13 protein-coding genes and 1 pseudogene are annotated in these 17023 nt (G+C 35.7%); 3 read left to right on the top strand and 11 right to left on the bottom strand.

Annotated elements, in window-relative coordinates; translation table 11 throughout:
- Positions 1-20 precede the first annotated feature (20 nt).
- The 3 genes from NHG49_RS11255 to NHG49_RS11245 all read right to left on the bottom strand — a co-directional run bounded on the left by NHG49_RS11255 (position 21) and on the right by NHG49_RS11245 (position 3367).
- Positions 21-752, bottom strand: a complete 732-nt coding sequence (locus NHG49_RS11255; protein WP_258125999.1) for a Bax inhibitor-1/YccA family protein — start codon at positions 750-752, stop codon at positions 21-23.
- 75 nt (positions 753-827) lie between these two features.
- A complete protein-coding gene (locus NHG49_RS11250; RefSeq protein WP_064473952.1) occupies positions 828-2723 on the bottom strand; it encodes an ABC-F family ATP-binding cassette domain-containing protein in 1896 nt (631 codons plus the stop codon).
- Positions 2720-3367 (bottom strand): HD domain-containing protein, encoded by a 648-nt coding sequence (locus tag NHG49_RS11245; RefSeq protein ID WP_000165957.1) that lies wholly within the window; start codon positions 3365-3367, stop codon positions 2720-2722. The genes NHG49_RS11250 and NHG49_RS11245 overlap by 4 nt, the downstream gene beginning before the upstream one ends.
- Before the next feature lie 109 nt (positions 3368-3476).
- Here NHG49_RS11245 and NHG49_RS11240 point away from each other — a divergent pair, with 109 nt between their 5' ends.
- Complete coding sequence (locus NHG49_RS11240; protein WP_258125993.1) at positions 3477-4283, top strand: hypothetical protein; 807 nt, start codon at positions 3477-3479, stop codon at positions 4281-4283.
- A gap of 580 nt (positions 4284-4863) precedes the next feature.
- Here NHG49_RS11240 and NHG49_RS11235 read toward each other — a convergent pair.
- Positions 4864-6519, bottom strand: a complete 1656-nt coding sequence (locus NHG49_RS11235) for a multicopper oxidase family protein (protein ID WP_023441242.1) — start codon at positions 6517-6519, stop codon at positions 4864-4866.
- A gap of 759 nt (positions 6520-7278) precedes the next feature.
- Between NHG49_RS11235 and NHG49_RS31915 the strand changes: the two genes are divergently transcribed.
- A complete protein-coding gene (locus NHG49_RS31915) occupies positions 7279-8988 on the top strand; it encodes an exosporium leader peptide-containing protein (protein WP_483861631.1) in 1710 nt (569 codons plus the stop codon).
- 480 nt (positions 8989-9468) lie between these two features.
- Here the strand turns inward: NHG49_RS31915 and NHG49_RS11220 are convergent.
- The 3 genes and pseudogenes from NHG49_RS11220 to NHG49_RS11210 form a co-directional block, all read right to left on the bottom strand.
- A pseudogene (locus NHG49_RS11220) lies at positions 9469-9702 on the bottom strand (DUF6262 family protein); the annotation flags it as partial.
- Between the two features lie 52 nt (positions 9703-9754).
- Positions 9755-10816 carry an N-acetylmuramoyl-L-alanine amidase gene (locus NHG49_RS11215; protein ID WP_258125989.1) on the bottom strand — a complete coding sequence of 354 codons (1062 nt, stop codon included), beginning with the start codon at positions 10814-10816 and terminating at the stop codon, positions 9755-9757.
- Between the two features lie 78 nt (positions 10817-10894).
- Entirely contained in the window at positions 10895-11392 is a 498-nt protein-coding gene (locus tag NHG49_RS11210) for a phage holin family protein (protein ID WP_242294716.1), read from the bottom strand.
- 341 nt (positions 11393-11733) lie between these two features.
- Here NHG49_RS11210 and NHG49_RS11205 point away from each other — a divergent pair, with 341 nt between their 5' ends.
- Positions 11734-11937 carry a hypothetical protein gene (locus NHG49_RS11205; RefSeq protein ID WP_258125988.1) on the top strand — a complete coding sequence of 68 codons (204 nt, stop codon included), beginning with the start codon at positions 11734-11736 and terminating at the stop codon, positions 11935-11937.
- 421 nt (positions 11938-12358) lie between these two features.
- Here NHG49_RS11205 and NHG49_RS11200 read toward each other — a convergent pair whose 3' ends face one another.
- The 4 genes from NHG49_RS11200 to NHG49_RS11185 are packed head-to-tail and all read right to left on the bottom strand — an operon-like array spanning position 12359 to position 17018.
- The gene (locus tag NHG49_RS11200; protein WP_258125987.1) at positions 12359-13303 is read right to left on the bottom strand and encodes a hypothetical protein; all 945 of its coding nucleotides are present in this window, start codon (positions 13301-13303) and stop codon (positions 12359-12361) included.
- 13 nt (positions 13304-13316) lie between these two features.
- A complete protein-coding gene (locus tag NHG49_RS11195; protein WP_098626269.1) occupies positions 13317-13697 on the bottom strand; it encodes a hypothetical protein in 381 nt (126 codons plus the stop codon).
- Between the two features lie 11 nt (positions 13698-13708).
- Positions 13709-14773, bottom strand: coding sequence for a cell adhesion protein (locus NHG49_RS11190; protein WP_258125985.1), 1065 nt, complete (start codon positions 14771-14773; stop codon positions 13709-13711).
- Positions 14774-14783: 10 nt separating this feature from the next.
- A complete protein-coding gene (locus NHG49_RS11185) occupies positions 14784-17018 on the bottom strand; it encodes a hypothetical protein (RefSeq protein ID WP_258125983.1) in 2235 nt (744 codons plus the stop codon).
- Positions 17019-17023: the final 5 nt, after the last annotated feature.

Below are 17023 nucleotides of genomic sequence, written 5' to 3'. Positions count from 1 at the left end.
TTTCATGCAGGATTTTTTTATTAGTCATTTTTCGTAAAGTAAGAAACGAAACGAAGAATTTCTAAGTATAACCAAACTAATGTAAGCATTAGTCCCATCGCAGTGTACCACTCCATATATTTCGGAGCTTGACTACGTACACCATTTTCGATTAAATCGAAATCTAGTAATAAGTTTAATGCAGCAACTACGATAACAACTGCACTAATAATAATACCAATTGTACCGCCTTGGTGAATGTACGGAACAGTTACACCAAACATGTTTAGTAGAAATACGACTAAATACATAACCATAATTCCAAGTGTTGCTGCCATCACGCCTGTACGGAATTTATCCGTTACCTTTACTACACGCGTTGCATATAACACTAACATTGCAAATAGAATTGAGATTGTTAGTAATACAGCATTTAAAACGATAGAATCGCCAAACTTCATTGTATAAACCGCTGAAATACTACCTAATACAACCCCTTCTACTGCCGCATAGATTGGTGCACCAAAAGGTGAAATACGTGGGAAGAACATAGACGCAAATGCGATGATTGCCGCAACGATTAAAGCACCAATTAGTACTGGCATCTTCATCGTCCCCTGCATCATCTGTATGTATGAATAGACAGACGTTGCAAGTAGCATGATAAGCATAATAAACGTTTTGCCTACTGTTCCGCCAATCGTCATCGCAGAAGCACTTGCTCCCTCTTTACGGAATGCCTCTTTTTTCAACATTGGATTAGATGTTCTCATTTTTTCCCTCCTAAAATAGGTTCTACCAATAGTGTAAAGTTTTTCTCTTTACTTTTCAATATATGCAGCTTGTTTTTATTTTAATCCTTCAACGATGTCTGATAGTTCACTCCATCTTTCCATCGTTTTTTCTAGCTCTTCTTCTGTTTTTTGCTGTGCTTCAGATAATTCTTGTGCCTTTGTGAAGTCAGATCCAACTTTCGCAAGTTCTTCTCCAATTGACTCAATTTTCTCTTCTAGTTCGGCAATTGTATCTTCAATTGTTTCCCATTCACGCTGCTCCTTGTATGAAAGTTTACGTTTACGTTGTTGTTTCGGAGCTTCTTCTACCACTTTTTTCTCTTTTTGAACTTCCGCCTTCTCAATAAGTTCTTTCGTCTTTTCCATTTCTAAAAAGTCCGTATAACTACCTAGGAATTCACGCACTTCGCCTCCACCACTAAAGATGAACAATTCATCTACTACTTTATCTAAGAAGTAACGGTCATGCGATACAGTTAAAACGACACCTGGGAAATCTTCTAAATAATCTTCCAGTACTGTTAATGTTTGTGTATCTAGATCATTCGTAGGTTCATCCAGTAATAGTACGTTTGGTTCTCCCATTAAAATACGTAATAAATATAAACGTCTTCTTTCCCCACCAGATAGTTTACCAAGCGGTGTACCATGTGAGTGCGTCGGGAATAAGAAACGTTCTAGCATTTGAGATGCACCAATTACTTTTCCATCTGTCGTATGAATAACTTCTGCAATCTCTTTAATGTATTCAATCATACGCTGATTTAAATTCATCTCTTCATTTTCTTGCGTATAATAAGCAACTTTTACAGTTTGTCCTACTTCAACTTCACCACTATCAGGAGCTAACTTGCCTGCAAGCATATTTAATAGAGAAGATTTTCCGCTTCCATTCGCTCCAATGATTCCGATACGATCTCCTGGTTTCACAATATGATTAAAGTTGTGTAATACCGTTTTATCACCGAATTTTTTCGTTACATCTTTTAACTCAAGTACTTTTTTACCGAGGCGACTGCCGCTAAGCGCAATATCAACTGACTGTTTTGCAGCTGGTCCTTCTTGACCTTTTAACTCATCAAATCGTTGAATACGTGCTTTTTGCTTTGTCGAACGAGCTTTTGCACCGCGGCGGATCCATGCTAGTTCGCGGCGATATAAGTTTTGACGTTTTGATTCTTGCGCAATTTCTTGTTCTTCACGAAGTGCTTTCGCTTCTAAAAATGTACTATAGTTTCCTTCGTAACTATATAGTTTACCATTGTCTAATTCAAAAATACGGTTTGTCACACGATCTAAGAAATAACGATCATGGGTTACAAGTAATACCGCACCATTATATCTTGCTAAATATTCTTCCAACCATTCAACTGTCTCATGGTCAAGATGGTTCGTAGGCTCATCCAAAATTAATAAATCAGGTGTTTCAATAAAACATTGCGCCATTGCAATACGCTTTTTTTGTCCACCAGATAGGTTTCCAACAGTTGCTGTAAAATCAGTAATTCCTAATTTCGTTAATAACGATTTTGCATTCGCATTTGCTTCCCATGCACTCATCGCATCCATACGTTGCTGCACTGCAAATAATTGTTCCTGTACTTTTTCATTACTTGGATCTTTTTCGATATTTAATAACGATTGTTCATAATCACGAAGAAGACGAATTAAAGGTGTATCACCATGGAACACTTGCTCTAGCACTGTTAGTTTTTCATCAAACTCTGGTTGCTGTGATAAATAACTAATTGTATACCCACGGGAATGCGTCATATCACCTGTATCAGGAGTTTCTAACCCTGCAATAATTTTTAATAATGTCGATTTACCAGTACCGTTTACACCAATAATTCCGACACGTTGTCCTTCTGTAATACTACATGATAATCCATCAAATAACGGTTTTTCTCCGTATGATTTCGATAAGTTTTCCACAGTTAACATTTTCATATTTGTGCATTCCACTCTTTCATAAATTGTTCAATAAACTGTTCCATATAACGATGACGAACTTCAGCCTCTTGCTTTGCTGCGTTCGTGTTCATTAAGTCTTTTAGTTTCAAAAGTTTTTCATAAAAATGATTTAAAGATGGATCGTTATTTTTTCTATATTCATCTTTCGTCATCACTTCACGTGGAGGAATAGTTGGATCATACATTAATCTCCCTTTCGCTCCACCATACGCAAATGTGCGAGCTATTCCAATTGCTCCAAGAGCGTCTAAGCGATCCGCATCTTGAACAAGCTTCCCTTCAAGTGAATCCACTTTACCGCCATGACCACCTTTATAAGACATATTGGCAATGATATGAAGAACATGTTTACTTTCCTCTGCTTCAACATGTAACTCTTCTAACCAATCAGAAACTTTTTTCATTCCTGCTTCTTCACTTTCATTTAACTTCTCATCTGCCACATCGTGAAGTAATGCTGCCATTTCAATTATAAAACGATTTCCCCCTTCTTGCTCGGATAAAGAAATCGCCAGTTTATGTACGCGTTCAATATGATACCAATCATGCCCACTCGCATCTTTTTCTAAAATATGTTTTACAAAAGTAATTGTTTTTTGAATCTTTTCTTGTTTTGTCATTTTATCTTCACCCAGTTACTTATTGTAACACGCCCGCATTTTTTCATCACATATTTTCTTGTCCGCCCATACACTGGGTGGTAGGCATCATCATGAAGGAGGAATAAATATGTTCTATAATAACCAACCGCCTTATCCACAACAACCATTTTACCCTCAGCAACAGGACCAAAGATACACACAACAATATGAAAAACAAGAACAACAATATGAAGAACAAGAACAACAATATGAAGAACAAGAACAACAATATGAACAAAATCCATACGCAACACCACAAAATCAAGAAGCTAATTATCAACAAAACGCATACGACACACGTCCTAATTATGAATATCCTCAAAACCCATATGCAGCACCACAAGATCAAGAACAACAATTTCAACAAAATCCATACGCAACAACGCAAAATCATGAAACTGAATATCAACAAAACTTATACGACACACGTCCTAATTATGAATACCCGCAAAATCCATATGTAGCACCTCAAAATCAAGAACAACAATTTCAACAAAATCCATACACAACTCAGCCGCAAATGTATCAACCAAACTATGACGCGCGTGTTTCACCACCGGCACCTCAAACGATCGATCCAACACAACCACAAATTTTGCCACCAGGACCAACACTCGATATTACACAACCTCAAATCTTACCCCCTGGACCAATTACAGAACCAACACAACAACAAATCCAGCAAGTGGTCGGTACACAGTTTTTACCTTTAAAGAAACCTGTACTAGATTTCGTAAAACCTTGGGTAGATTACGGTTTAAATGAAGCAAAACATACATCACACAAACACGCTTTAACAGAAGTTGCTGCGATTATGTTTTTAGTTGGGAAAGGATTCAACCCGACGATTGCACATTATATTGTGGAATCTTGGGAGAAGAATGAGCAGTTTTAGGGTTGTTTATTTGATAAAATATAAAAAATACAAAAGTGCCAAAACCCTTATACCACAAGGGTTTTGGCACTTTTTAATATCTAGAACAAATTTTATTGAAATAATTATTTTTATAGATTTTCATACTTTTTTATATAGTACGTGAACAAAATGTGAGCAAATATGTGAACATATACAGTACAAAATCACACCTTTGTATACACATTTTTAGAAACATCTTACGTTTATCAAACAATAACCGAAAGACGTACCTGCAACCTCATTCTATAAATAATAGATATTAAAAAGAGGACACTATAAGCGCCCTCTTCCTTGAGTTTTAAATATGTTCTCCATGATCCATAAATACTTGAAAAGGTATATTTATTAGAGAGTGAAAATCAAAAATTAAAGACACAAATCAAGAAAGATTTAGGTAAAGTTTATGACAGTTTGTAAATCAAATATCTTTTTACTTATAAAGTTATAAAATGCCTTTTGAGAAAAGCGCTATCCTTTCTGTATATTTCTACAAAAAGAATAGCGTTTTCTTCGTTCTATAGATACAAATTTATCTTAGCTTGATAGCGATGTGTTGTGATCAATCATCGTCATCATTATCACAGTCGAAACACTGAGAAAACGAATCATCTGGACATTCTCCAAGGATCGGTTCACACGGGTTAAAATTCTGATTATTAAGAACTTCATATGGTCTCATCATATCATGATCCTCGTGTTCAAGGATGTGGCAGTGCCACGGGTAGATTCCTGTAAAAGGACCAAAACGTGCAATGATACGAGTAACCTCCCCAGGATTGGCACGAACAGTATCTTTCCAGCCCATCTCGCTTGGATCAGGTGGTTGTGGTGGCCCAACTATAAGGTCAGGACCATTTGGATCCCCAGTAAACGTAGCACGATTCAAAATTTGAAAAGTAACAAGGTGCAAATGAATAGGGTGAGTGTCCGGTGTAGTATTGTAAAGCTCCCAAATCTCTATCGTCCCATTATATGGGGTTTCTGTAAGGGGCATTTGATCCCAATCTAGGTTATTTAATAAAAGTTTTAAACGCCCGAATTCATCGGTAGTTTCAACTAAGAGGTTTTTTCGTACGATTACAGTATCGTTAGGATCAAGATGTTCCAAGCAACTCAATTCTTTTGGAATTTTACTATTGTCAGGTTTATGCAATTTTCGTTTGACACGAAATTCCATAATCTGCGTAAGGTTTGAATCAGGTGGTTCGCCGTTAGGGAATGGGGCTGGTGCGTCATTTGTTAAGATGATACTTTGACCTTTATGGTTCGAAAAATCAATAATAACATCGACACGTTCAGCTGGTGCAAGTATGATTTGGGATACGGTGATTGGTGTTTCTAAAAGCCCTCCTTCTGTGCCAATTTGGACAAAATTTTGGCCAGAACTCAACCGTATACGATAAAAACGAGCATTGGAACCATTAAGGATGCGGAATCGGTATTTCCGTGGTTCGACCTCAAGATAAGGCCATGCTTTTCCATTGACTAAGATGGTGTTTCCGAAAAATTCAGGTACAACTGATGGATTTGGTAATGTTGGATCTATTGGTGGAGGTGGCTGCGGTGCTGGAGGCGGCTCATGGCCTGGCTGGGTTGGATAGAACAGTTCACCATTAGGATAGAACGATCGATCTTGGATGACGATTGGAATTTCAAATTTCCCACTCGGAAGGTTCAATTTTTCCTCTGCTCTATCTCTAAGGATATAGAAACCTGCAAGTCCTGCATAAACGTTCAAACGAGTGATTCCAAGGGCGTGGTCATGATACCATAACGTTGCAGGACGTTGACAGTTTGGATAATAGTAGACTTTATGCACAAATTTTGGACCAACATTTTCAAAATCTCGCGTAAACCATGCCTCTGGATATCCATCATTTTCGGGTCTAACCCGCCCTTCATGTAAATGAACAACCGTTCTGACAGAAGGTTTATCTGGTTCTGCTCCATGAATAGTTCGATCCACAGGCAGTAGGTGTTCGAAGGGTAATTTATTTTTCCATTTAACTAAAATAGGTTGGTTTCTTCGTACTTCAAATGTAGGACCAGGATACATACCGTTGTAACCCCAGACAGTAGTTGGTGGCAAATCTCTATGCAATTTTTGTTGCACTTGCTTCATGGTTACCTCATAGTATGGGATATCATTTATTTCATCTTTTGCTTTTAAGACAGGTGGAATAGGTAATGCATCTACAAACTTCTCTAAAGACATATGTCTGCCTCCTTTTTAAATAATCAGAATATCACTTCACCTCACATTTTTATGTAAAAAGAAACTTGAACAGAACTCACGCTAAAAAATGTAATGAATCGTTCTTTATATAATGAAAAAAGTGAACTTAATTCTCATAAATAAATGTAGAGAGAAGTAACTACCAAATTAAGATATCGATGAAGACATATATATAATGATAGAATCGTTAATATTAAAAATTTTTTTAAAAAATATCTTGATAAAATGGTCAAATGGAACCAAACGGTTATCAAGACCTAAATTGTAAAAAAACATAAAAAATAAAGGTTTCTACATATTATATATGACTAATATGTAGAAACCTTTTTAGTTCTTGTTAAACAAAAATCACCATTTTGTTGAATCAGTAAACACATTGAACTAAAAAAACAATGAGGGTTTATCTGTATTTTTTATATATTTATAAAAATTCCATACATGTTTTATTATAAACAGGCCGTTTTTTATGATAATGATGAATTACTATTCACTAAAAATATTTTCTATTAGTCAATTTAATAAATGAACCGAATGGAAGGGTCACCATAACATATAGGGGAAATGACACAGTCATCTGGTATCTTATTGATAAGAGAGAAAACTGTTTTATTTCTCGTTTTTTCATAACCTATTCGGTATATAAGGGAAATTAGTGACACACTTCTACATAGACTAATGTAGGGGTAAAAGCTGTTTCCTCATCCAAGGAATGAGTGTATTTTGTTTGGAGGTAATAATATGTTCGATAAACAAAATGAGCAAAAAAAATGGAAGGGAATTCAGGATGCGGCCTTTAATCCTAATCTAGTGGGGCCAACACTTCCAGCTATTCCTCCCTTTACTTTCCCAACAGGTCCTGGACTCACAGGACCCATAGGACCCACAGGACCCACAGGGCCGACAGGATCCACAGGACCCACAGGGCCGACAGGATCCACAGGACCCACAGGGCCGACAGGATCCACAGGACCCACAGGGCCGACAGGGCCCACAGGACCCACAGGGCCCACAGGATCCACAGGACCCACAGGGCCCACAGGATCCACAGGACCCACAGGGCCCACAGGATCCACAGGACCCACAGGGCCCACAGGACTTACAGGGCTTACAGGTCCGACAGGACCCACAGGACTTACAGGACTTACAGGAGCGACAGGACTTACAGGAGCGACAGGGCCCACAGGACCAACAGGACCGACAGGGCCCACAGGACCAACAGGACCGACAGGACCGACAGGGCCCACAGGACCAACAGGACTTACAGGACTTACAGGACCAACAGGGCCCACAGGACCAACAGGTACTACGGTTTTAACAGGAGTTGGTGCTCCAACATGCGCCATTGGAGATTTAGGGGATATCTACATTGACCTATCCACAGGGATCACGTATTATAAGCTCTCTCAGCCAGTTCCTCCGATGGTCAGAGCTATTCCAGCTCCTACCGGAAACACAATCCTTGTTGGGTCAACGCAAACCTATACGACAATTGATGCAGCTTTAGCTGTGGCTAATAACGGTGACAGACTATTGCTTGATGCTGAGACTTTTATACTTACATCCACTGTCACTGTTAATAAATCAGTAACAATTGAGGGGCAAGGAATAGGGGCAACTACCGTTATTACTACCTTGAATACTGTAATCTCTATGTTTAATGTTACAGTATCCAATGTTATTTTCCGAAACATGTCTATCGTCCAAAATTTCCCCTCTGTTTTAGGAGTTGAGTCTGTTATTTCAGTTAATAATTTGTCAGCAACAGGGATATATATCAATAGTTGTGAAATTTCAGTATGTGAACTCGGTATCGCTATTGTAGCAACTGAGTTTCAAATAACAAATTGCAACTTTACCTATGCACCTGCTGCTTCACCTAACAATGGGTATTTCTATATCATTATTTCATCTACTTCAGGGCAAAGTATTATTGACAGTAATACCTTTGTGTCTGATTCAGGTGACACACGATGCAGATTTATTATCATCACTAATATAACTGTTAATTCTGGGACATTACAAGGGAATTTAATAGTAAGCAATAATAATCAAGATAATTCTTCTCCTTTTACATTGAGACATCTATTAGTAATTGAAGAATTTGTTGGTACAAATTTCGGGTTATTTCTTCTAAGCAATACAACAGTTAATGAAGGAAATGTACCTGTCTTACTATTTAATGCTAATTTTAATATTTTTAAATTTATTGAAGTTATTGGAAACAGTGTTCAAAATACCGCCGGAAAGGGAATTATCGGAATTGACTCGAGTTCTACCGGGCAAACACCTATTTTCAGTTCGAGTAATACAATTGCAAACCAATTTTTCACTGCAGGGTGGGCTTCTGCAACTGTACCAGCTAGTTTTATTGTGGGATATAATACAACAGTAATCTCAGAGGCACCTAATCTTCCATTAACTAATTGTTATTGGCTTATGTTGATTTGATAACGTATAGATATAATTTAGAAATGTAATATGTTACTATGACCCAAACGAGACCTCTCAAATATTTGAATAGCATTGTAGAACAAGAGTAACACTTTATTAAGAAACGTGTACATTCTATGTTAAGACTAAGGTCTTTTCGCATATATATCCATTCTTGGAGAAGTAAAAAGCACATATATGATAAAAAAGAACAGATTGATTTACGTGATTAGTTTGTTCAAAATCAAAAAGAATTAATTTATCAAATATTTAGGTTAACAGCATAACATACAATTCTACTAGAAATATATGTTCTATATTTTCTCTTTTCTTTGTACAGAGTTGGTATAAACTAGCTGATTCAATTGATCATCCTTCTGACCAGAAAAGCTAATATGATCAAAGGTATAGGGGAACTTGTGTGAAGTTTCCTATACCTTTAATTAAAAGAGTGATAAATGTTAAGTGTGTACGATAAAATTACATCTTTCTATTTACTTATATCCGTTGGTATACATCTGCGTATGCTACTTTTAATTGATTCCGTAATTGTTTGTTTTCTTCTTCGACTTTCCTAATTCTTCGCTTTAACGATTCTATAATTAGATCTTTATTATTGTCAGTCATCTCACGTTTTATCTGTTTTGATGTAGGTGTTTGTGATTGCTGTTGGCGTAGAGTTTCAATTCGTTTACGGAAACCCTGGTTGTTATACAGTGTTGCTTTAGCAATCGTATAGAATCTCAAAAAAAGGGTATGCCCAAGTTTGGGCATACCCTTTTCTCTACTTCACATACACATAGGCTTCGTTTGCAGTTACATAATATGTTGTGCCCTTGCTGTTGTGTACTTTGTATTGTGGTGAGCCATTAACAGATACTTTAGCATCAATAGTAAATCCAAGCCATTCATCTACCGTACCTGCTACATCTTTATCAGACCAAGAAGCAGCGTCATAGAAGCGAAGGTTGTCCACTTTAGAAACAACACGTTTTCCTACTACAGAACTTGAAGTAGCAGTTTGTTCCTCTTGATATTTAATGTAGGATGGGTTGTTATAAACCCATTGATTACCACCAAGATTTAACCAATCACCTTGTTTTCCCCATACTTGATAGGATTCATCTTTACTTAATTGACGGATAATACCGTAATTTGTTGATGGCCCACTTCTAAGGTTTACATTATACCCATCGATATAAGCTACTCCTGTTGCTCCTACAACGTTTTGAATAGGTTCTTGTGGTTTTTTTGGTTTAACAGTAACTGTTGCGCCCTCATATGCTTTTTGTACGTCTGCTCTGAATTGTGATTCTGATACACCATGACTGCGAAGATAATCAAGCGGATCTTCGTGGTCGGTTCCACCTAATTTGTAAGTAATATCTTTATGTGTCCATAATCCTTTGCTTGGATGAATTCCTCTATCTTTTAAAATCTTAGCTAATAGTTTTACATAACGTTCATAAGAAGATTTAAATTTAGCTGGATTACTAGTTTCAGAAAGTTCTACGTGAACAAATCGTTTGTTAGCAGCTGGTCCAGCACCATAAGCGATATATTTTGTATCGGCAATTTGGATTGTTTCATCCCAATCTACTGCATAATGAACAAAAGCAGAACGCCATGTACGGGACTCATACTTTTGAATATTAATTGCTGGTGCTTCTGGTGTTGCAGTACTATGTGCTACAACGCCCTCATAAGCGCCTACACCGTAGCGATATGCTTGTTTCGGTAAGTCTTGGATAATTAGTACTCTATCGGCAAAAGAAGCCGTAGCGAACGAAAATAAGAGCAATAGAGTCATAAATAATGAACTAAATAGTTTAATTGGTTTTTTCATTGTGTATTTTCCCCTTTTTAGCCAAACAAAAAGAGCATCGTCTTTTGACAATGCTCTACTTATGTAAGGCGTATATTTTTATTTGTTTTTCTGTTTTTCTTTTCTTGCATCAGATCTTTGAATCTTTGCTTGAATTTCAGATGCTACACTTTCTAACAACCATGCAGGAATCCATTTTTCCCAGCCAATTCTTGCACAGTTTGCAGCGAAACTATTAAAAATGTGATAACTCAATCCGCCCACTACCATGAAGAAAAAGAAGTCAGGTAGTTTAAGAGCGATATCGAATAAATGTGCAAGAGCCGGTAATGATAAAAGCACCACGGTTCTCGTGATGCCCTCAATTCCGTATTGGCTGCTGTATGTTCCGTCTAGCTTGGAAGCTTTACTACCAGTAATCCAGTCCAACATAATAATCCAGCAGTAGATTCCAATCCAAATTACATTCGCCTTACCATATAGCAAATTAATTAATGTTCCTAGTCCTCCGCTTATAATGCCACCCACTTTAAATTGAGTACTTGTAATTACATCAGAAATATTCAATGCCTTGATGAGTTCTTGAATTCGTTCCAAGTTCTCACCTCCTTTCAAATTTTGGCCAAAATAAAAAAGCCTGCTGCTGCACGCTTGGGTTCTGTGATATGAACCATAAGTTTTCCGAAACAGCAAGCTTATGGTTCTTTTTGTTTGTGGCAAACTTATGCTTCCTGTAGCTTTGAAATAAATTCGTACCGATTATAAACAAGTTGATCGTTCTATCCCTTTGGGTTTACTTATCTATAGGGATATTTTTATTAATAAAAGAAACATGATATATAAACTGAATATAAAAACGTTTTAATCCTTTAAAAATATTCCATAATTTAGTATTATTTAAATATGGAATATTTTGTTTACTTGAAAGGGGTAACTATATGTTTTTACAAAAATATAAAGGTTTGATTATTGGGATAATCGGTGCTGTTATAGGGATATTATCTTTCTTTTATCTTAAAGATTTAGATTATATGTATAGATTGGGTTTTAGATTATTTTCTATAACATTAATAACTATAGGATGGATTATTGTCGAGAATTCGAACCATTTCTATAAAAAAAAGGATAATGGTAATGTATAGATGTTACTATTATCTTTTTTTGCTTTTTATTAATCAGAGAATCACATAGTAAGGTTAACATGTGTAATTTTAATCAACCATTTTTATAAAAAACAATCTTAAATCTACTGGAAAAGAATCTATTATAAAATCAACGTTTATAGCATGTTTTTGATTAAACTTTATTACAAACAGCATTCACGGCAAGTTTATGCTTCCAATTGCGGCAAACTTATAGGTAAAGTGACAGGTTCTCTTGTTTACGTATTTAATTTTTTCCATGAATGTTCTAATGGCTCTTGTCTTGGCCGTTTCATGTCATGATTTTGTTGATTATTAGGTATTTCTATTTTAGGTAAAAACGCCCCCTTCCGTGTATGTGCATTCCTATTGGCTACAGTTAGATAATTACGTAATATCATTCCTTTAAAAGTAGCCATAATCAAGAAACCCTTATTACAATATCTGATGGTAACGAATAGGTGTTGGCCACATTACTAACACAGGCTAAATATCTATATTTTTGTATCCCTTCATCGGTTGGAATTTCAATGAAGTCTCCTTGTGATAAATTCGTTGTTCCGCTTAAATAAAATATTCCATCTAATCGTCCTCGGACACCTTCATCCTTAGTCTCTACAAAAATAGGAGACAAAATATATGATTTATCAATTGTTGGGTTCTTCAAAGGCGTAAAATAACTTGTGGTGGATCTATACGGTTTAGTTGAAGAAGGAAATGATTCAGGACCCGCAAACATCCATCCTTGATTTTGAGCCGACACAGAACTAGTAGTTGCTCCAGAGAAAGCTGTTGATGCTGTATATATTGCTTTAGTAAATGGTTCATGTGATTCTTTTAAATACAGGTCATCCGGAACGCCTATATATGAAACAACGTTGTAACCGGATAGATATTCTGGTGCTATTGTAGCAACAATAACACGTTCTTTATCCGCAAAAATGTATAATTCAAAAATCGCATCCTTATCATAAGTTGGTCCTTTTCCCTTAGTAAAGCCGGTGTTATATCTTCTACCAAAAAACCAGCCTAAAGGATTGGAATCAGTTATATTTATCCGTCTACTTGTGTTTTCGTCGTATCCTTCAGAAAAACGAAAGAATGGATCTGCGTAGTCTGATTTTCTAATATCATAACTAGAGTTTGTTGACGGGGAAGATTCTGAATTTCTTCCATCAAACGGGATAAGTTCTAAGAATATATTTTTCTGATTATCATTACCATCTGAATACATAACAAAAAAGTTATTTTCAGAAGAGTCTCCTTTATTTTTTTGCACCCATCCTACTCTAAGCATCTCATCAATAACTGTTTGGAAAATGTCTTTTCGTGCAACTTCAAAGCGGTTAAAAATTTTATTAGTCATATAGTTCTCTCCTTTAAGATAAACTTACTGCTTTTATATTTAAAGAAAATAAAGCAGCCGAATCTCCTTTGTTTTCAACAAAAACATGAGCGGCTGCAGTATTATCTTTATCTTCAATTGGTATTGATAATATATCGTATATTTTCTTCTCTTGGAGACTCTTGTATATTTGATCTCCATCTTCTTTTTTATCAAAAATTGTAACAACTGTTTCGGAATCTTTATCATTTATGACTTTAATTGTTCGGATATCATATTTGTTGAATCCAATATTAATTGGTATATATTCCAACTGCCCTTTTTCTATAAAAATTTGTTCTTTTCTTTCAACAAATATTGGATTTGAATTTGCTGTTTCCCCTTTGAATCTATTAATTTTCATTTTAGTTCCCATATCATCACAACCTAATCATGTGCTAGTTTAATGTTGAAATAAATTGGTTCAAGGCCCATGTAATTATAGTCTTTAACAACTTTAACCCAGAATTCTTTAGAGTTTTGAGGGTCTAACGTACCGATAGAAATTTCTTTTGAAAAATTAATCCCATCTAGTGAAACATCTGCCCAGGAAACTCCGACCTTATCCATGTATTGTTGGACAGATATTTTTAAATTGGCCACAGCGGATATATTTTCATTTTGCGCAGACATTCGAATAACCTTTTGGCCCTCTACCATATTCCCTAAATGGGTTGGATCTGTATCGTTTAATTCTTTGTCATGCATTAAAATTTTTAAAGGAGAACCCATATTATATATGTCGCCACCATAAAAGATTGTTTTCTTTGTAGCGATTAGCATGTTTTTTTCGTCAAATATTTCTACTTGTCCCTTAAATTCCAGTGATGGTAAAACAATATCTATACCTGTATTATTTTGTACTACTACACTTTTAAAAACGATGGTTCCACTATCATCTTTTAATACAACTATGCTCCCAGGAAAGAGTTGTCGTAATTTTAATTTATTACCTGCAGTAACAATAATACGATCAACATTTAATGGCTTGTATTGGTTTTCTATGCCTTTTTTTAAGATTATTCCAATCCTATTAGATTCTAATTTGTCGCTATCAGCATAATCAAAATTAGAATCTGTTTTACTGTAAAAATCCCACTGATTACCTTGTGATACAGCTAACCATTCTGTATGGTCCTTTGAACTAGTTTTTGAATAAGATTCAAGGAATTCAATTTTGTTATCAGCATTCTGGTATATGAGTAGTCCACCATTATCATTTTCTACAGTTGGCTGATAATCTGCAGTTACTTGTATTGCAATGTCACCTGCAGGTTTATCAACTAATAGTAAAACATCTTTGCTGGCATCATGGTTTATTCGTAAAAAACTCTTTTCAGCAGAAATATCAAATGCACTTGCCGGAGACATGATCCACCGAGGATGTATGAAATCAAAATCATCCGTGAATATTTTTCCGCTTTCTTTTTCGTACAAAGAAACTAATTCCATTTTCACCATCCTATCTCGTTTTCTTCCAATTTGAATTCGTCCACCAAGATTGACGGCTATGCCGCAACCATAGCTTTGGATCTTCTTTTATAACTTCTTTATTTTCATCGCCTTCAATGATTTCAGCGTTATATATATTATCAACTATGAAATGTTCAAATTTTATACAAGTGGCATCAAATAGCATGTCCACTTTAAAACTATCATTCTTTATGATTGAACTTTCGATAATTACTTGTCTGTTAAGCTGCTCAGATTCGCTCACAACAGTTTCTACAGTGCTCTCTCTATCAAATGTATCACCTGTTATTTCATCTGCTTCAAACTGACGAGAAGCATCAAATAAATCCTGTTCGTGAATTAAAGCTTTCTTTGCAGGTGTATCAGCTGCATCATAATCATAATCAATTTGTGAATCTAGTTCTAAAAGCGGTCTTTCAAATTCTGTTACTCCGGACATATCCGTCATAATTTCTTGTATAGGGCGTACCATATCAACAGTATCAACAACTTTTAATGAGATATTTATTTCTGGTCGGTTCATTATTTCGGACAAAGCCGTTTCTGTTATGAATTCTCTCTTAATACGTGAAAATATGTCGAAGTCAGGTAAATAGACTGGAATACCCAAACCTTCGAACAAATCCATTTCTTCTCTCGTTGCATCAATCTGTAGGATATTTCTATCCGCTAATGAAAAAATCTCTTCTAAAACAATGGTTTCTGTATCAAAGCGGTTGCTTAATTCGTTTTCTGTAATGACAGTGACGATATCTTTCGTAATTTTATTAACCGGATTCGTTTCTATGTAATCTGTAGAAACTGTTGCAATTACTTTATCTGCAGCTACAGTGTTATTAATTACACTGTAAACGTCTTTGATATTTCTATCTCCATTATCAATTTCAATAATATTACCTGTATTAAATTCACGATTAACATTTAAACCATCTGATATATCAGCCGTGTTTACACCGTACTCACGACCTTTGGGGATTGTTAACTCCATATGTGCAACATCATTTGCGATAAATTCATTAGTAACCCTATCGCCTTCTGGTTCATTCATTGTTTCGGCTTCATGATATTTGTTTTTTCTATCAGCATATCCATGAAAAGCTGCTCCTGCTTTTATCTCGTTAGTAACCCTATCAGATTGATTTAAATCTATTTCAATTAAATCCATTTCTATTTTTTTTCGTAATAGAGTTTCTGAATCTACAAGTGAACTACCTATTTCCAATATAGAACGATCTACCGATTCTAATGAAACATCCTCCCCATCAATCTGTAAGGCATTTCTATCCCCTGTAGATAATTCAGCATAGTTTGCCGATAACTCTCTCTGGATGCGAGCGAATAAATCGTAATCGGGTAAATAAACTTTTATACCTTGACCGTTAAATATGTCATATTCTTCATATGAACCAATCATTTCTCTAATGGATCTATCTACTAATTCCGCGTCACTGATATTAATCGCTTCTAGTTCTTTTATTGTGATTTTGCTTGTATCGACGGATATTGTTCTAGCGCATATTTCCTTTTCTTGTCGTGCTGCTACGATACTTTCATAAAAATTTTCCCCATACAGAACACGTGCTACGTTAACCCATTCTGGTAATTCATCTACATCTACAGCAAATTCGCGCACTTTTTTATGAAGAACTTCTTCTTTTATTACTGGGTTCATTTCGTGCTCGTTTGTAGTACGGTGCAGCACCTCTTCGTTAGCAATAAGAATTTCATGTGTATTAAAAGGCTGATTAACATGTTCATCCACGATATGATCCATTTTAAAAATTCGCTCGTGTTGCAATGCTTCCTCATCAATATTTATACCAATGGGAAAACATCTGAATTGCTTGGAATCTTGTATATCTGAAACTTCCATATCAAATTCTATTAAACGTTTTGAAATGGAACTGTCTATAGAAGACGTACTCGCTTCAATTTCTCTAACTTGCCGACTAGCTTGTTCCACAATATCAGAGAAAACGCCTTTAATTTTAGTTGTTCTTTTTGTAGCAAATATCCCTGCATCATCTTCTGTAACAGCCTTAACTCTTGAATTTGCTGGCATACTCACTGGAAACTCGTGTTCATTTTTTCCAAAAGGGTTTGTAACTGAAAGTGCTACACAATAGCTCTTTTCAAAATTGGATTCTGAAGTAATAGAAACAGTATAGTGTTTTTCTTTTATAAATAAAGAAGGGGTAGCAAGCGAATAAACCTTTTCTTTCATTCTTT

It is taken from the genome of Bacillus sp. IBL03825 (genome assembly GCF_024712505.1).
Lineage (GTDB): Bacteria > Bacillota > Bacilli > Bacillales > Bacillaceae_G > Bacillus_A > Bacillus_A wiedmannii.
This window is presented reverse-complemented; position numbering and strand designations above follow the sequence as displayed.